This is a genomic window from Flavobacterium sp. (assembly GCF_044368995.1).
In the GTDB taxonomy this organism is placed as follows: domain Bacteria; phylum Bacteroidota; class Bacteroidia; order Flavobacteriales; family Flavobacteriaceae; genus Flavobacterium.
The window spans coordinates 1-18329 of sequence record NZ_JBIPMS010000028.1 but is presented as its reverse complement, the minus strand read 5'-3'; the positions used below and the strand labels follow the sequence as shown (position 1 = coordinate 18329).

The window sequence follows — 18329 nt, the reverse complement described above, 5'->3', positions numbered from 1 at the left end:
AAAAAGATAAAAAAGTAGTTGGTGATTATATCGATTATGAAGAAGTTGACTAATTTTCTCCGTTATGGCGGAGATTTTTTTATTTTTGTAGGATAATAAATAAAGAAGTAAAATGAAGAAATTAGAAAAATTTGCCCCTCATTTATATGCCATTTTTGGTTTTATAGTCATTGCTATTATTTATTTTTATCCAGTTTTGTCTGGAAAACAAATAATGCAATCGGATATTGCCCAATATACCGGAATGGCAAAAGAACAAAACGACTTTAGAAATGAATTTCATGAAGAGCCGTATTGGACAAATAGCGCATTTGGTGGTATGCCAACGTATCAATTAGGTGCAAAATATCCTCATAATTATATTAAAAGTTTAGATAGTGCATTACGATTTTTACCTCGTCCTGCCGATTATCTATTTTTATATTTCTTAGGTTTTTATTTGTTATTAATGAGTTTAAAAGTCAAACCATTACAAGCCTTTTTTGGTGCCTTAGCTTTTGGTTTCTCAACCTATTTGATCATTATTTTAGGAGTTGGACACAATGCAAAAGCGCATGCAATAGCATATATCCCAATGGTTTTAGCAGGAATTATCTTTGTTTTTAGTAAACGATATTTGATTGGTGGAATTGTAACTATGCTCGCTGCCGGATTAGAAATTCAAGCGAATCACTTTCAAATGACGTATTATTTCTTGTTCTTATTTGCATTCGTAATTGGATTTTACATTTACGAAATTGTTAAAGAAAAAGACTTCAAACATTTATATAAATCATTCGCTATTTTAAGTTTAGGTGCTATTTTGGCCATTGGTGCGAATGCTACAAACTTATTGGCAACTGCCGAATATGCCAAATATTCTACCAGAAGTTCAAGTAATTTAACTTTTGATGAAAACGGAAAAAAGAAAACCGATACCAATGCAATGAGTTATGATTACATAACGCAATACAGTTACGGAGTTGCTGAAAGTTTAAACTTAATTGCACCTAAATTATTTGGTGGTTCCAATGCAGAAGATTTGGGAGATAAATCATCAATGTATCAATTTATTGTAGGGCAAAATGTTCCTGAAAGTGAAGCTAGAGATTTGGTAAAACACATGCCAACCTATTGGGGAAACCAACCAATTGTTGCCGCACCCGCTTATATTGGAATTGTAGTTTTTTTATTAGCAGTTTTAGCTTTGTTTCTTGAAAAAAGAAGAATAAAATACGCTTTAGCAGGAGCAGTAGTTTTATCCTTATTGCTTTCATATGGTAAAAATTTTTCTGTATTGACCGACTTTTTTATCAATTACATGCCAATGTATAATAAGTTTAGAGCGGTTTCTTCCATTCAAGTTATATTAGAATTGTGTATGCCAGTTTTAGCTATTTTAGGATTGTCAGCCTATTTAAATGCTGAAGAAGCAGAACGAAAAAAACCTTTATTATATTCAGTAGGAATTGTTGGTGGCATTTTAATTTTATTATACTTTGGAAGCGGAATGTTCGATTTTACTTGCGAAAATGATAAAATGTACGCCCAACAATACGGTCCTGAATTTATGAAAGTCTTAAAAGAAGACAGAGAGAACATGTATATGTCTACAATTTATCGTTCTTTAGGATTTTTAGCAGTGGCTTTTGGAATATTGTTTTTCTATTCGAAAAAAACGTTTTCACAATTTACAACTGTCATTTTAGTTGGAATTGTAATGGTGTTAGACTTATTTATTGTTGCGAAAAACTACGTAAAAGCAGACGATTTTGTTTCGAAAAGTCAGATTGAGAGACCTTTTGGCGAACCTACTGAAGCTGATGCAATTATTTTAGAAGACACCACACATTTTAGGGTTTTTGATGTAGATGGAAATATGAATAGTGCAAGAACTTCTTTCTATCACCAATCCATCGGTGGATATCATGCTGCTAAACCTAAGAAAATGCAAGAACTTTTCGATTATCAAATTGCGAAAAACAATATTGAAGTATTGAATATGTTAAATGCGAAATATATTTTAAAAACCAATGAAGAAGGCAATCCACAATCGTTAGAGAATCCGAATGCGAATGGAAGTGCTTGGTTTGTTTCTAAAGTTAAGTTTGTAAAATCTGGTGATGAAGAAATGAAAGCTCTAGATAAGTTGCAAACTAAAGAGGAAGTTGTAATGAATTCATTAGTTAATGACATTAAAGAAAGTTCTTTTGAAAAAGACTCAACAGCAATAATTCGTTTAGATTCCTACAAGCCAAATCATTTAAAATACGTTTCAAACAATACTAAAAATGGTTTCGGAGTATTTTCTGAAATGTATTACGAAAAAGGTTGGAAAGCAACAATTGATGGAAAAGAAGCTAGAATATTAAATGTAAATTACGTATTACGTGGTTTAGAAATTCCAGCAGGAAAACATAAAATCGAGTTTAAATTTGAACCTGAAGTAGTAAAAACAGGAAGTACAATTGCTTTGATTTCGACTCTTTTAATGCTTATTGCTATAGGTTTAGGGATTTTTTATTGGAGAAAGCAGCATAAAAATCTGGCTGAGATAAAATAATTGACTTTGAGTACAAATAAAGTTTTAATCATAACATATTATTGGCCTCCAGCAGGTGGACCTGGCGTCCAGCGTTGGTTAAAATTTGTAAAATATCTTCCGGATTTTGGTGTAGCACCCATTGTATATATTCCAGAAAATCCTAGTTACCCTTTACTTGATGAAAAATTACTTTCTGATGTTTCTGATAAAACGATAATTTTGAGAAACAAAATTTTCGAACCGTATGCTTTGGCTTCTTTTTTATCAAAAAACAAAACAAAGAAATTAGGTGCGGGCATTATTACTCAAAAGAAAAAGCAATCGTTTATAGAAAAAGCAATGCTTTGGATTCGTGGAAATATTTTTATCCCGGATGCTCGCGTTTTTTGGGTAAAACCCTCGGTGAAATATTTAAAAAAATACATTCAAGAAAACAATATTGAAACCATAATAACAACAGGTCCGCCTCATAGTTTGCATTTAATTGGTTTAGAATTAAAAAAACAAATCAAAGTAAATTGGATAGCTGATTTTCGAGATCCGTGGACGACCATTGGTTATCATAAAGAGCTAAAATTGTCTAAATGGGCGCGTGCCAAACACAAAGCTTTAGAAAAGGAAGTTTTGACGACTTGTGATACCATTTTAGTGACTTCACCAACCACAAAATTAGAATTCGAAATGCTTACAAGTCAACCCATTGAAGTGATTACAAATGGTTATGATGTAGAGAAAATTGAAAGAAAGCCATTGGATGAAAACTTTACATTAGCGCATATTGGTTCGTTTTTATCGGAAAGAAATCCGAAAATTTTATGGGGATCTTTATCAGAATTAATCCATGAAAATGAAGCATTTGCAAATCATTTTAAATTAAAATTAATTGGAGCCGTTAGCAGAGAAGTTTTGCAATCCATTTCAGAATATAACTTAGATAATTTTGTTCAAAATTTAGGTTATGTTTCGCACGAAGAAGCTTTGATACATCAAAGAAGTTCACAAGTTTTATTATTAATTGAAATTGATTCGGAGGACACAAAATGCATCATACCAGGAAAACTTTTTGAATATATGGTATCCGAAAGACCTATTTTAGCCATCGGACCTAAGAATTCCGATTTCGAGAATATCATAAAACAGACAAATACGGGCGTTTTTTATCAATATAACGAGAAAAACGAGCTAAAAAGTCAAATTTTAAGCTATTTTAGTCAATATTTGGATAACAACTTAAAAGTAAATGCAGTCGGTTTACAAAAATATAGTAGAAAAAACTTGACAAAACAATTAGCAATGACAATATCAAAATTCAATATCAAAAAACAAAATTAACAACACAAATCTAACATTCTAACAATCTAAAAATCTAACAATCTAAATATGGGCATCGTAATCAAACAATCTATTAAAAACACCATCATCACTTTTATTGGTTTTGCTATTGGTGCGATTAATATTTTGTATATGTATCCTGTTTTTTTAGGTAAGGAATATTTAGGTTTAACCAATTATGTTCTATCGGCGGCTAATATTTTATATCCAATAATGTCATTTGGTATACAAAATACTTTGATAAAGTTTTTTAATGAAAATAATAAAACAGAAGAAGAGCTAAGTAGTTATTTTAGTTATATGCTGTTGTTGCCATTACTTATCATTATTCCGTTTTTTGCGTTGTTTTATCTTTTTTACGAAAATATTGCCTTGTATGAATCGTCAAAAAACACAATTGTGTATGATTTTGTGTGGGAAATTCCAATAATCGCTTTGTTTATTGGTTATTTTGAAATTTTTTATGCTTGGTTACGTGCCCATATGAAATCGGTTTTCGGATCTTTTGTTAAAGAAGTATTTGTAAGAATATTAGTAACTATTTCACTTTTTGCCGTTTATTTTAAATTTATAACATTACCACAATTTGTCCATTCTTTGGTTTTGGTTTATGGGATTAGTTTGTTAGTAATTATTTATTACGCAAATAAGGTTAAACGCATTCAACTAAATAAAAAATTTCCAAAAAATACCAAGTCCATTTTTGTATTTACTATTTTAATTCTTTTTTCCGCTAGTGTAGCCAATATGCTTTTAGATATTGATAAATACATGATAAATCAGTTTTTAAAAATTGAGAATATTGCATTTTATTCAATGGCGGTTTATTTAGCTATGGTAATTTCGGTTCCTCAACGGGCGATGCATCAAATAACCTATCCAATTACGGCTAAATTAATTAGCGAAAATAAATGGCAGGAATTAAATGAATTGTATAAAAAATCGTCAGTGACACTTCAAGTAATTGGCGGTTTAATTTACATTGGTATTTTGGTAAATATCAATCAAGTTTATAAAATTTTACCTGATGAAGGTTATGATCAAGGATTGTTTGTTGTTTTTACAATTGGTTTATCAAAATATTTTGATGTGATTTTAGGTAATAATAATGCTATCATTTTTAATTCAAAATATTACAAAACGGTTTTGCTTTTAGGTGTTTTATTGGTTTTTGTAATCGTAGGATTAAATTTAATTTTCATACCAAAATATGGCATAAACGGAGCGGCTTTGGCAACTTTAATAGCCATTGGAATGTACAGTTTAGCAAAATTATTGTTCGTAGTTTTTAAAATGAAATTATTTCCGTTTACTAAAAACACTATAATTTCATTTGTAATCACTTTAATTTTGTTTTTTGCTTTTTATTTTTGGGAATTTCCTTTTCATCCGATAATTAATATTGTCTTAAAATCGCTACTCATTTCAGTTGTATATTTGGCATTACATTTCTATTTCAAAGTCTCTAGCGATATTAATTTTGTGATTAGAAATTTGCTAGGTAAGTTTTTTAAAGTAAAGAGTTAGTCCGAAAAATCCGAAAATTAGAGTCAAAATTCAAGAAAAGTTGAAAATAAGATTGAAAATGAATTTTGTTTTTGTTTTTGCCATCGAATTTACTATTTTAGCATAAATCAGATTCAGAATGAAGAAGTGTTGTTTACTATTTTTCTTTATAACTCAAGTAATTTTTGCTCAATATCCAACGGGTTATTTTCGTTCTCCATTAGATATTCCAATAAATTTATCAGGTACTTTTGGCGAATTACGTTCCAATCATTTTCATTCAGGTTTAGATATTCGTACCAATAATATTGAAGGCTTACCAGTATATGCTGCTGCCGATGGAATGATTGTTAGAATTAAAGTTTCGCCTTTTGGTTACGGAAAAGCTTTATATATAGCTCATCCAAATGGATACACAACAGTTTACGGACATTTACAACAGTTTAGCGATAAAATAGAAGCATACGTTAAAGAACAACAATACCGTCAGAAAAGTTTTGAAGTAGAATTATATCCCAGCAACATAAAAGTATCACAATCAGAAATTATTGCATTGACAGGTAACTCTGGCGGTAGTGGAGGCCCACATTTGCATTTTGAATTTAGAGATACAGCTTCTGAAAAAATTATCAATCCAATGGCTTTTGGTATGAACAAGCTAATTAAAGATGAATTTAATCCTGTTATTTCTAGTTTGATGGTTTATCCTGCAAATGATTCAACCTACGTAAATAAAAGCAGAAATCCAGTCAGTTTGTCTTTACAAAAACAAGTTGACGGTACTTTTTTAGCTACTAAAGTCGTTTCGAATGGAAAAATTGGTTTTGCGCTTAATTCCTTTGATTTGTCTACTAATAAGTACAACAAAACCGGAATTTATAAAGTTGAAAGTTTTTTAAACGGATCACCAAATTTTAAATACGAATTTGAAACGTTCGCTTTTGACGAATCCAAACACGTTAATTATTTTATTGATTTCAATACATTCAAAAAATTAAAACAACGCTTTCAAAAATTATTTATCAAAGAAAATTATCCATTATCTATTATTAACAAGAATACTAAAAATGGTTTTATAGATGTTAAACCCAATGTAAATTATACCTATAAAATTGTGGTTTCTGATTTTCATGGAAATACAACAGTTGTAAATGTTCCAATTTCTTATGAAAAAGCAATTCAATTTCCTGCATCATCAAAAACAGTCTCAAAAGAAAATTATTTTATAAAGTACAAATCAGAATATAATTTTGAGTTTGAAAAAACTGCCGTTTATTTTCCACCGCTTACTTTGTATCAAAATGCAACCTTAAATATTGCTGAAAAAAATGGAGTTTTGGATCTAGAAAATACTTTTGAAGCCATTCAAAACGCATTAACAGTAACTTTAGATATTTCAGATTTGTCTGAGGAAGAACAAAAGAAATCTTTTGTAGGAACAGTTTCAGGTTACAATCTAGAATATAATACTTCTTTCAAAAAAGGAACTAAAATATCTGCTAAGGTAAAATCATTTGGAAAGTATAAAGTAGGCATTGATAACGTGCCGCCCCGAATTTACAATCCTAATTTTATTGAAAACAGCAATATATCTAAGTTAAAAACGTTAAGTGTATCTATTAACGATGTGCTTTCAGGTATTGATAGTTACAACGCCTATTTAAATAATGAATGGATATTAATGGAATACGATTATAAAACCAAAAAATTAATTCATAATTTTGAAGATGATAGAGTAATTCCTGGAAACAATACCATTAAAATTGTGGTTACGGATAAATTAGATAATACAGCCACATTTACATCAAATTTTATATATTAAGTATGCTTATACATAGTAAGTTATTTCGAATTGTTCTGTTTTTTATATTTATTTCTACCTTTTCGTTTGCTCAAAAAGCCAGAATTAAAGGGGTTGTTTTAAACGAAAATCAGTTGCCAATTGAAAATGTTTCGGTAAGTTCCCCTACATCGAATACAAGCACCAATAAAAATGGTTTTTACGAATTAGAAATTGCTGCTAATGTAGAAATTACCATTTCATTTTACATTTCGTCATTTAAGAAATCAACGTATAAAGTCAATTTAAAACCTAATGAAGATTTTGAATGGAATCCCATTTTAGGAACTATTAATGAAGTAATTGAAACTGTAGTTATTACTGGAAAAAACAGAAATATCAATGGAGCTACAGCACTTTCTCCAGTTTTATTAAGACGTATTCCTGGAGGAAATGCCGGAGTTGAAAATTTAATTAAAACACTTCCCGGTGTGTATTCAAATAATGAATTAAGTACCTCATATGCTGTACGTGGTGGAAATTATGATGAAAATTTAGTTTATGTAAACGAAATTGAAGTCTATCGTCCGTTTTTAGTTCGTTCTGGGCAACAAGAAGGTTTGAGTTTTACCAATACCGATATGGTACAAAATATTGATTTTTATGCCGGTGGTTTTCAAGCCAAATATGGAGATAAATTGTCTTCTGTTTTAGATATTGCATATCGAAATCCAAAAACATTTCACGCAGGTTTAGAAGCTAGTTTTTTAGGTGGAAGTATTTTTGCAGAAGGCGTATCCAAAAATCAAAAATGGAGCAATATTACAGGAATCCGTTATAGAAATAATGCGCTATTAGTAAAAAGTCAGGAAACACAAACCAATTATCAACCTTCATTTTTAGATGTGCAATCGCTGTTTAACTTTAATTTAAATACCAAATGGAATTTTAGTTTCTTAGGAAATATTGCACAAAACAATTATAATTATCAGCCAACTTCTCGTCAGACGAATTTCGGAACTATAAGCGAACCAATTGCGTTATTAATTCAGTATGAAGGACAAGAAAAAGATACATACACGACCTTTTTTGGCGCGATAAAATCTGTTTTTGAACCTAACAAGAATAATAAGTACAAATATATTTCATCGGTTTATCATACTGTAGAACAAGAGTATTATGATATTTTAGCACAATATCGCTTAGGAGAAGTAGATGCAAATATTGGTTCTGAAACTTTTGGTAATGTTGTTTTCTCTCGCGGCATTGGATCGCAACTAAATCATGCAAGAAATAATTTAGATGCCTTAATTGTAACGAATGAAATTAAGGGAAATCATAAATTAAATGATGATAATGCTATTGAATGGAGCTTCAAGCATAATTTCGAAAATATTAGAGATAGGGTAGTAGAGTGGGAAGTTATTGATTCCGCAGGATTTTCGTTGCCAAATCCAGAATTAGAATATATAAATGACCAACCATATAATCCTTATTTTGGACCTTTAGCGCCTTACCAAAACGTTCGTGCTAAAAATAACACCACAATTAATCGATTCAATTCCTACTTAAATTGGAATTATGAAGGTTTGATTGGATCGCATACTTATTATGTAAATGCTGGAGTTCGAGGACAAAGTTGGCTGGCTTCAAATAACGAAATCTCTGGAACCAATCAATTTACATTTTCTCCAAGAGCACAATTTATTTTAAAACCAAATTGGGATAAAGAAATGGTTTTTCGTTTTTCAGTCGGAGTTTATAATCAACCACCATTTTATAGAGAATTACGTGCCAGTGATGGTTCTGTAAAGCCAAATGTAAAAGATCAAAAATCTGTTCATTTTGTTTTTGGACACGATTATAGTTTTCAAATGTGGAACAGACCTTTTAAATTAGTGAGTGAAGCCTATTACAAAACCATGACAGATGTAAACGCTTATACAATTGATAATGTACGAATTAGATATGAAGCAAATAACAACGCCACTGCTTATGTTTACGGAATTGATGGAAGACTTAATGGTGAGTTTGTTCCTGGCGTAGAATCTTGGTTTACGTTTGGATATTTAAAAACAGAAGAAAATCAAGGTGGAAAAGGTTTTATAGCACGTCCTACAGACCAACGATTAAAATTTGCTATTTTATTTCAAGATTACATGCCCAATATTCCTAGTTTAAAAATGTACCTAAATTTAGTTTATAATACTGGATTACCTGGTGGTTCGCCAGCTTATGCTGATCCCTATTTATATCAAACGCGTTTAAACGATTACAGAAGAGCCGATACTGGATTTTCCTATGTTTTTAAAGATGCAAAATTAGGAGGACATAGAAAATGGTTAGCTAATTTTTCTGAATTTAGTTTGGGTTTTGAAATTTATAATATGTTTAATAATCAAAACTCTATTACCAATACTTGGGTGCGAGATGTATATACCAAAACGCAATATGGTGTGCCAAATTATTTAACTACAAGAACTTTTAATTTAAAATTAAGTATGAGAATTTAAAGTTAGGAACGCAGATTTGACGGATGTAACAGATTTTTAATTTATTAAAATCCTTATAAAAAGACACCATCCATTATTACGTTGTAAATTTTAAAGACAATAAAGTAGTTGAATATTTTCTTTACGAATTTTATTCTAAACTTTGTAAAGCTACTAACCTAGCATACATTCCGTTTTTAGCAATTAATTCGGCGTGTTTACCTTGTTCTACAATTTCACCTTTTTGCATTACAATAATGTTGTCTGCTTTTTGAATGGTGGATAAACGGTGCGCAATTACAATAGATGTTCGGTTTTGCATCATTTTTTCTAAAGCATCTTGAACCAATTTTTCACTTTCCGTATCTAAAGCAGAAGTGGCTTCATCCAAAATCATAATTGGTGGGTTTTTCAACACGGCTCTGGCAATAGATAAACGTTGTTTTTGTCCACCCGATAATTTTCCACCAGCATCACCAATATTGGTATCAATTCCATTTGGTAATGCAGCAACAAACTCATAGGCATTAGCAATTTTTAAAGCTTCAATAATTTCTTCATCAGTGGCATTAGGTTTTCCAATAAGTAAATTATTTTTTATAGATTCGTTGAACAAGATTGAATCTTGTGTAACCAATCCGATCAATCCACGCAATGCATGCATATCCCAATCTCTAACTTCTACACCATCCACTTCAATTGAACCTTCTTGAATATCGTAAAACCGGGTTAATAAATTAGCAATCGTACTTTTTCCGGAACCTGATTGTCCAACCAAAGCAATTGTTTTACCTTTTTCCACTTCAAACGAAAAGTTTTTCAATACATTATCATCTTCATAGGCAAAGTTGATATTTTTTACTGAAATGCCTTTTTCAAAAGTATGTTTTACGAATGCATTTGGTTTGTTAACTACAATATTTTCTTGTTCTAACAACGTAAAAACTCTTTCGGCGGCAGCCAAACCACTTTTTACTTGGTAAGACGCTTTAGAAATTGCTTTTGCTGGGGTTAAAATAGTATATGCCAGTCCAATATATACTATAAATTCTGTTCCTTTAAGCGAAAAATCTTCTAAAACCATAATACCTCCAAACCAAAGCAAAACTGCAATTGTTACAATTCCTAAAAACTCACTCAATGGTGATGCAAGGTTGTTTTTGTTGGCTATACTAGTTGTTAATTTTAGTAATCTTTCTAAGGAATCATTGAATTTTTGTATAAATGAATTTTCTGCATTATAACTTTTTACGACTTTTAATCCCGTTAAGGTTTCATCTAAAGTTGAAATAAATACTCCTTGTTCATTTTGGACTCTAATTGACTTTGCTTTTAAGTTTTTACCAATTCTAGAAATAATTAGGCCAGAAATAGGAATGAAAATAAAAACAAATAAAGTTAATTTTACGCTTATTGCAAGCATCGCAAAAATTGAAAAAATGATAGTCAATGGCTCTCTTACAACTAATTCTAAAATTTGAAAAAAGGAATTTTGAACTTCACCCACATCACCTAGCATTTTGGTCATTACATCACCTTTTCTTTGATCAGAATAGTAGGATATTGGTAAATGCACAATCTTACTATATAGTTTTTCTCGTAAATCCTTTAAAACACCATTTCTTAGAATCGTAATTTGGTAAGAGGCTAAATAATTAAAAATATTTTTAAAAAGAGCTGTAATTATAACAATCCCGACGACTAATAATAATGCATATTTTGCGCCATAAAAATCATTTAATTTTGTAATATAAAACGCTAAATATTCTTGACTAAAGCTGCTAATTTCTCCAATTCCAGTATACTCTGGTTTTTTAATGACTTTTTCAGTTAGTTTAAATAAAACATCTAAAGTTGGTAATAATGACATCATTAAAACAGTGGAGAAAAATGCATAAAAAACGTTGAACACAACATTTAATATGGCATTTCTTTTATATTTTAATGCAAAAGGAATTATTTTTTTTAAATTTTGATCCATTAGTTTAATTTCATTTCAGTGATGATGTTCTGAATTTTGGCATCTAAAAATGCATTGGCTGATTCGAAATCTTTGGCAGCTTCTAAAATAGCGTTGACGCTAAAATAGAATTTAATTTTCGGTTCGGTTCCGCTTGGTCTAGCACATATTTTAGTACCATCTTCTAAATAATATATCAATACATTCGATTTTGGAATGTCCAAATTAAACGTTTCATTATTAATTAAATCACGAGCCGATGTATTTTGGTAATCTTCAATACAAACAACGCGTTGTCCGTTGATGGTTTCCATAGGATTGTCACGTAAATCTATCATCATTTGATTGATTTCTACCAATCCTTCTTTGCCTTTTTTTGTTAAAGATATTAAATGTTCTTTATAAAAACCGAAATCTAAGTATAAGTTAATCAGTTCTTTAAATAAACTACTTCCTGAAGCTTTGGCTTGTGCGGCAATTTCGCAAACCAATAAACTTGCTGCAACGGCATCTTTGTCTCTTACAGCATCACCAACCATATATCCGAAGCTTTCTTCGCCACCGCCAATAAATTGCTGATTTGGAAAGTCTTTAATAAATTTCGCAATCCATTTGAAACCTGTTAATCCCACTTTACATTCAATTCCGTAAGCACTTGCTAGTTCAAGCATCATTGGAGTCGAAACAATTGTAGAACCAATAAATTCAGTTCCTGTAATTTTGTCGGCACGTTTCCATTGTTCTAGTAAAAATGCCGTCATTACTACCATGGTTTGATTTCCATTTAACAACATCATTTTACCATTTGTATCTCTTACAGCTACTCCCAATCTATCCGAATCTGGATCTGTACCAATTACGATATCAGCTTTTATTTCGTCTGCTAAAGCGATTGCCATAGCCAATGCCTCCGGTTCTTCAGGATTTGGTGATTTTACAGTCGGAAAATTTCCATCTGGAATTTCTTGTGCTTTTACGATGTTTACATTCGTGTAACCCGCTTTTGCTAAAACGGCAGGAATTGATTTTACAGAAGTTCCATGTAATGGTGTAAAAACAATATTTAAATTTTCTTTAGCTGATTTTGGTGTATTAAAACTTGCATTTTCGATTGTTGATTTTATAAATGCATCATCAATTTCGGAATCAATATATTCAATTAAAGTTTCATTTGCTGAAAAGTTAATATCACTGTATTTTAATGCTTCTATTTCGGCAATAATTTCGCCATCTTGTGGTGGTACAATTTGCCCGCCATCTTGCCAATATACTTTATATCCGTTGTATTCTGGTGGATTATGGGATGCTGTTAATACAATTCCAGCATGACAATTTAAGTGTTTTAAGGCAAATGATAATTCGGGAGTAGGGCGCAATTCTGAAAACAAATACACTTTTATATTATTTGCTGAAAAAATATCCGCTACTATTTTCGCTAACGTATCGCTGTTTTTTCTACAATCATAAGCAATAGCGACTTTTAATTCTTCATTTGGAAAACAGTTGCGCAAATAATTAGACAAACCTTGCGTGTTTTTTCCAAGCGTGTATTTGTTGATACGATTGGTTCCAACACCCATAATGCCTCGCATACCGCCCGTGCCAAATTCCAAATTTTTATAAAAAGCATCCTCTAAACCTTTTGGATTGGAAGTCATTAATACTTCAATTTCATTTTGAGTATTTTGGTCGAAAATAGGCGTTAGCCATTCATTTACTTGATCTAATATGTTTTGTTCTATGTGCATTATTTTATTTTTTAAACCGTAGATTTACAGTTTATGTTTTTGAATTTTTAATTCAGATTTAAAATTATACTATTTCTGCTATTTTGTAGCGTTCTTCGTTGCTTTTGGTACGTAAAATAATTTCGCCTAAAAAACCGGCTAAAAATAATTGCGTTCCAATAATCATAGTGGTTAATGCTATGTAAAATTCGGGTCTGTTTGTTATTAAACGTGCCGTTTTGTGAATAAAAAGCTTATCGATTCCTAAATATATTGCTAAAATAAATCCTATAAAAAACATCAAACTACCAAGCAATCCAAAGAAATGCATAGGACGTTTTCCGAATTTTGAAATGAACCAAATGGTAATTAAATCTAAAAATCCGTTTACAAATCTATCCATTCCAAATTTAGAACTTCCATATTTTCTGGCTTGATGTATCACTACTTTTTCACCAATTTTTGAAAATCCAGCATTTTTTGCCAAAACTGGAATGTATCGGTGCATTTCACCAGAGACTTCTATGTTTTTAATTACCGTATTTTTATATGCTTTTAGTCCGCAATTAAAATCGTTTAGTTTTACTCCAGAAATTCTTCTTGCTGCCCAATTGAATAGTTTTGATGGAATATTTTTAAAAACTACAGAATCGTAGCGTTTTTTCTTCCAACCAGAAATTAAATCAAATCCTTGATTTTGAATTAAATCGTACAATTCTGGAATTTCATCTGGACTATCTTGTAAATCGGCATCCATAGTAATTACTACATCGCCCAAAGCTTTGGCAAAACCAGCATGTAGCGCTTGACTTTTACCATAATTGCATAAAAATTTTATACCTTTAATATTGGAATTAGACTTTTGTAAGTCTAAAATAGTTTGCCAAGACGCGTCTGTGCTACCATCATCTATAAACAATACTTCATAAGAAAAGTTATGACTCGTCATAACTTTCTCAATCCATTTTGATAATTCGGGTAACGATTCTTGTTCGTTTAATAAGGGAATTATTAATGATATATTCATTTACTCGTTTAATGGGTTTGTTTTGCTTTTCATTATTGCTGCAAGAATTAATCCAAATATTGCGGCTCCTAATAAAGAAAATCCATATCCTTTAGTTAATCCACCAATTGTAAATTGAGGATTATCTTTCATATCTTTAATAGTTTGTTTAATAGCCTCAGATGGAACATTCCATTTTTGTAATTGTTCTGCTTGATATGTAATTAAGTTTTCAGTAATCAAGTCTCTTGCTTCAGTATCTATAACATTAAATAGTAAAATACTAAATAAAGTTGAAATTGTTATTCCTATAACTGCACTATAAAAGTATCCTGTAAAAGCTTCTTTAAAAGGCATTTTTCCATTTAGATCTTTTTTTAATTCAATTAATTGATAAATTCCAATTGCTAAATATAATAATATCAAACCAAAGCCTAACCAAGGATTAATAAACAATTTTATATCTACAAGATAAAAAGTTAATGACATTAATACAGAAATAGCACCAGTAATAACACCAAATTTAATTCCATTTTTTTTGATAACTTCATTCATAGTTTTTTAGTTTAAGTAAGTTTATTGATTAGTATCTTAATTTAAAAATTTGTTACACTGCTTTTTGAACTACTTCATATACTTTACCATCTTCAAATTTTAGTGTTTTTGATGGATATTTTAAAAGCAACGCATAATCATGAGTTGCAATTATAACTGTCTTTCCATTAGCATTAATATTTCTTAAAACTTCCATAATTTCTATACTCGTTTGAGGATCTAAATTACCAGAAGGTTCGTCGGCTAAAATTAATTCAGGATCATTTAGTAAAGCACGGGCTATTGCAACACGCTGTTGTTCACCACCAGATAATTGGTGTGGCATTTTTGAAGCAAAATTTGCCATTCCTACTTTTTCTAGAACTTCTTGAATTTGTGCATCCATTTCAGATTTGTCTTTCCAGCCAGTCGCTTTCAAAACAAACAATAAATTTTCTTTAATGCTTCGATCTGATAATAATTTAAAATCCTGAAACACAATTCCAATTTTTCTTCTTAAAAACGGAATGTCTTTTTCTTTTAAGGTATTTAAATTATAATCTACAATTGTTCCTTCGCCCTCTTTTAGAGGTAAATCGGCGTAAAGCACTTTCATTAAACTACTTTTACCAGAACCTGTTTTTCCAATAAAATATAAAAATTCACCTTGCTGAACTTCTAAATTAATATCAGACACAATTAAATTGTCTTCTTGGTATATAGAAACGTTTTTTAAGGATAAAATCGTTTGACTCATAATGATATAATTTATTCTGTAAAAATATAAACATTTCATCGCTAAACAAAATTATTCAACTAAATTATTACGATTGCAATATTTAAGATAATTTTTGCGTTTATAATCATATCCTTTTGATATATTTGGGACTTAAAACGAAATCAATTATGAACGGTATCAAAACGCTTTTTTTAGCATTACTTTTTATTTCGCAAAGCAGTACAGCTCAGCAATCTGCTATTTATTTAAATCAAAATCTAGAATACCATAAAGCCATTCAATTATATAAAGAAAAGCAGTTTCAAGCGGCACAAATTTTATTTGAAAGAGTAAAAAATACCACTCAATCTGAAGAAATTTTATCCGATTGTGATTATTTTATTGCCAATTGCGGTATAAAAACCAATCAGCAAGATGCGGATACTTTGATGGAATCATTTATTGAAAATCACCCAACAAGTACGAAACGAAATTTGGCTTATTTTGAAGTTGCTCAATATTATTTTGCAGAGGGAAATTATACGCAATCTTTAAAATGGTACGAAAATATTTTCGAACCTGAATTAGCTGTTTCGGATCTGGAAAAAGCTAATTTTCAAAGAGGTTATGCGAATTTTTCAATTAAAAAAAATAAAGAAGCTTCTAATTATTTGAATAAAGTAATTCAGTCGACAGAATATGGAAATCAAGCCAAATACTATTTAGGATATTTAGCCTATGAAGGCGATAACTATAAAGTTGCCAACGAATTATTCGGTCAAGTTGAAAATCAAGATAAGTACAAAGAAAAAATGGGGTACTTTCAAGCAGATATGAATTTCAAGTTAGGGAATTTTCAAAAAGCGATTGATTTAGGCGAACCGCAATTGAAAAAATCATCGGCAATTGAAAAAAGTGAATTGTCGAAGATAATAGGAGAAAGTTATTTTAATTTAAAACAATACGATAAAGCAATTCCATATTTACAAGCCTATAAAGGAAAAAACGGCAAATGGAATCATACCGATTTTTACCAATTAGGATATGCTTTTTACCAACAAAAAAATTATGAAAGTGCGATTTTACAATTTAATAAAATTATTGAAGGAAATGATTTTTTAGCACAAAACGCGTATTATCATTTAGCAGAAAGTTATCTAAATACCGACAAAAAACAACAAGCGTTAAATGCTTTTAAAACTGCTTCGGAAATGGATTTTGATGCTAAAATTCAAGAAGATGCCGCTTTAAATTATACAAAATTGAGTTATGAAATAGGGAATCCTTACGTTTCAACGCCAGAAATTCTAAAATCGTTTATGGATAAATATCCAACGAATCCTAATAATCCAGAATTGAAAAGTTTATTGATCAACTCATACATCACTTCTAAAAATTATACAGAAGCTTTAATTTTATTAGAGAAAAACAAATCGCCTGAAAATAAATTAGCTTATCAAAAAGTTGCATTTTACAGAGGTTTAGAAGTGTATACAGATGGCAAGTATCAAGATGCTTATCTGTTATTTAAAAAATCATTAACTGAAAATAAAGACGCAATAATTACAACTCGTGCTACTTTTTGGAAAGCAGAATGTGAGTATAGTTTAGACCAATTTTCAGAAGCTGTTATAACTTATAAACAATTTTTAAATCATACGGCAGCTCCAAATACGCCTGAAAGTAAAACTGCGGAATATAATTTGGCTTATGCGTATTTTAAAATTAAAGAATACGAAAATGCCATTCCGTACTTTAATGCGTTTATTTTAAAAGGAAAAGACGATAAAGTAAGATTAACGGATGCGTATTTAAGAATGGCAGATTGCAATTATATTTCCTCAAAATATTGGCCAGCCATGGATGCTTATAATAAAGCTATTGAGCTTAAATGCGTAGATGCTGATTATGCTGCATTTCAAAAAGGAATGAGCTATGGATTTGTGAACAAAAATGAAAAGAAAATTGAGGATTTAAACAAGTTTGTAACCACCTATAAAACATCTCAATTTATGGATGATGCTTTATACGAATTAGCTAACACCTATACCGTTGAAGAACAAAATGACAATGCCATAACTATATTTGATGTTTTAATAAACAATCATATAAATAGTGCTTATATCGCGAAATCAATTTTGAAGCAAGGTTTAATTTTTTACAATACGGATAAAGATGATGCTGCTATAACAAAATTTAAAAAAGTGGTAGCAGAATTTCCAAATTCGCCAGAATCATTAGAAGCTGTTTCTACGGCAAAAAGTATTTACAAAGCCAATGACAATATTCCGGAATACGCCGCGTGGGTAAAAACACTTTCTTTTGTGGAAGTTTCAGATGCAGAATTAGATGACGACATGTACGAATCGGCAGAAAAAAAATATTTGACAAATAATGCTAAACAAGCCATATCTGGATTTACAAGTTATTTGGTACAGTTTCCAAACGGATTACATGCTTTAAAAGTTCATTTTTACTTGGCTCAATTGTATTTTGCAGATGCATTAGAAAAAAACGCAATTCCTCATTACGAGTCTGTAATTGCGCAAGCTAGAAACGAATTTACAGAACAAGCTTTGGTTCGATTATCTGAAATTTATCTGAAAGATAAAAATTGTGATGCAGCAATTGTAGTTTTAAAGCAATTAGAAACAGATGCGGAATATCCGCAAAACATCACTTTTGCACAAGCTAACTTAATGAAGTGTTATTATGAAAAACAAGATTTTACTAATTCAGAATTGTATTCA

The 18329-nt window shown here is 30.4% G+C and carries 11 protein-coding genes; 6 read left to right on the top strand and 5 right to left on the bottom strand.

Annotation, left to right across the window (positions count from 1 at the left end; all coding sequences use genetic code 11):
- The first annotated feature begins 112 nt into the window (after positions 1–112).
- The 5 genes from ACIQ2I_RS03730 (at position 113) to ACIQ2I_RS03710 (ending at position 9655) form a co-directional block, all read left to right on the top strand.
- Complete coding sequence (locus ACIQ2I_RS03730) at positions 113–2542, top strand: YfhO family protein (RefSeq protein WP_396181088.1); 2430 nt, start codon at positions 113–115, stop codon at positions 2540–2542.
- Between the two features lie 6 nt (positions 2543–2548).
- Positions 2549–3856 carry a glycosyltransferase family 4 protein gene (locus ACIQ2I_RS03725; protein ID WP_396181087.1) on the top strand — a complete coding sequence of 436 codons (1308 nt, stop codon included), beginning with the start codon at positions 2549–2551 and terminating at the stop codon, positions 3854–3856.
- Positions 3857–3904: 48 nt separating this feature from the next.
- Positions 3905–5383 (top strand): oligosaccharide flippase family protein, encoded by a 1479-nt coding sequence (locus tag ACIQ2I_RS03720; protein WP_396181086.1) that lies wholly within the window; start codon positions 3905–3907, stop codon positions 5381–5383.
- 118 nt (positions 5384–5501) lie between these two features.
- A complete protein-coding gene (locus tag ACIQ2I_RS03715; protein WP_396181085.1) occupies positions 5502–7184 on the top strand; it encodes a M23 family metallopeptidase in 1683 nt (560 codons plus the stop codon).
- 2 nt (positions 7185–7186) lie between these two features.
- Positions 7187–9655 carry a TonB-dependent receptor plug domain-containing protein gene (locus ACIQ2I_RS03710; protein WP_396181084.1) on the top strand — a complete coding sequence of 823 codons (2469 nt, stop codon included), beginning with the start codon at positions 7187–7189 and terminating at the stop codon, positions 9653–9655.
- Positions 9656–9785: 130 nt separating this feature from the next.
- On the opposite strand, the gene ACIQ2I_RS03705 is transcribed toward ACIQ2I_RS03710, so the two are convergent.
- The 5 genes from ACIQ2I_RS03705 to ACIQ2I_RS03685 form a co-directional block, all read right to left on the bottom strand.
- Positions 9786–11615: an ABC transporter ATP-binding protein gene (locus tag ACIQ2I_RS03705; RefSeq protein WP_396181083.1), complete on the bottom strand. Its 1830-nt coding sequence runs from the start codon at positions 11613–11615 to the stop codon at positions 9786–9788.
- Positions 11615–13342 carry a phospho-sugar mutase gene (locus ACIQ2I_RS03700; RefSeq protein ID WP_396181082.1) on the bottom strand — a complete coding sequence of 576 codons (1728 nt, stop codon included), beginning with the start codon at positions 13340–13342 and terminating at the stop codon, positions 11615–11617. Before ACIQ2I_RS03700 ends, ACIQ2I_RS03705 begins: the two co-directional genes overlap by 1 nt.
- A gap of 64 nt (positions 13343–13406) precedes the next feature.
- Complete coding sequence (locus tag ACIQ2I_RS03695) at positions 13407–14348, bottom strand: glycosyltransferase family 2 protein (protein WP_396181081.1); 942 nt, start codon at positions 14346–14348, stop codon at positions 13407–13409.
- On the bottom strand, positions 14349–14882 hold the full coding sequence (locus ACIQ2I_RS03690) for a DUF4199 domain-containing protein (RefSeq protein WP_396181080.1): 534 nt from the start codon (positions 14880–14882) through the stop codon (positions 14349–14351).
- A gap of 52 nt (positions 14883–14934) precedes the next feature.
- Entirely contained in the window at positions 14935–15618 is a 684-nt protein-coding gene (locus ACIQ2I_RS03685; protein WP_396181079.1) for a cell division ATP-binding protein FtsE, read from the bottom strand.
- 149 nt (positions 15619–15767) lie between these two features.
- On the opposite strand from ACIQ2I_RS03685, the gene ACIQ2I_RS03680 reads away from it, so the two are divergent.
- Positions 15768–18329 (top strand): tetratricopeptide repeat protein (locus ACIQ2I_RS03680; protein WP_396181078.1); only part of this gene is annotated, 2562 nt, incomplete at its 3' end.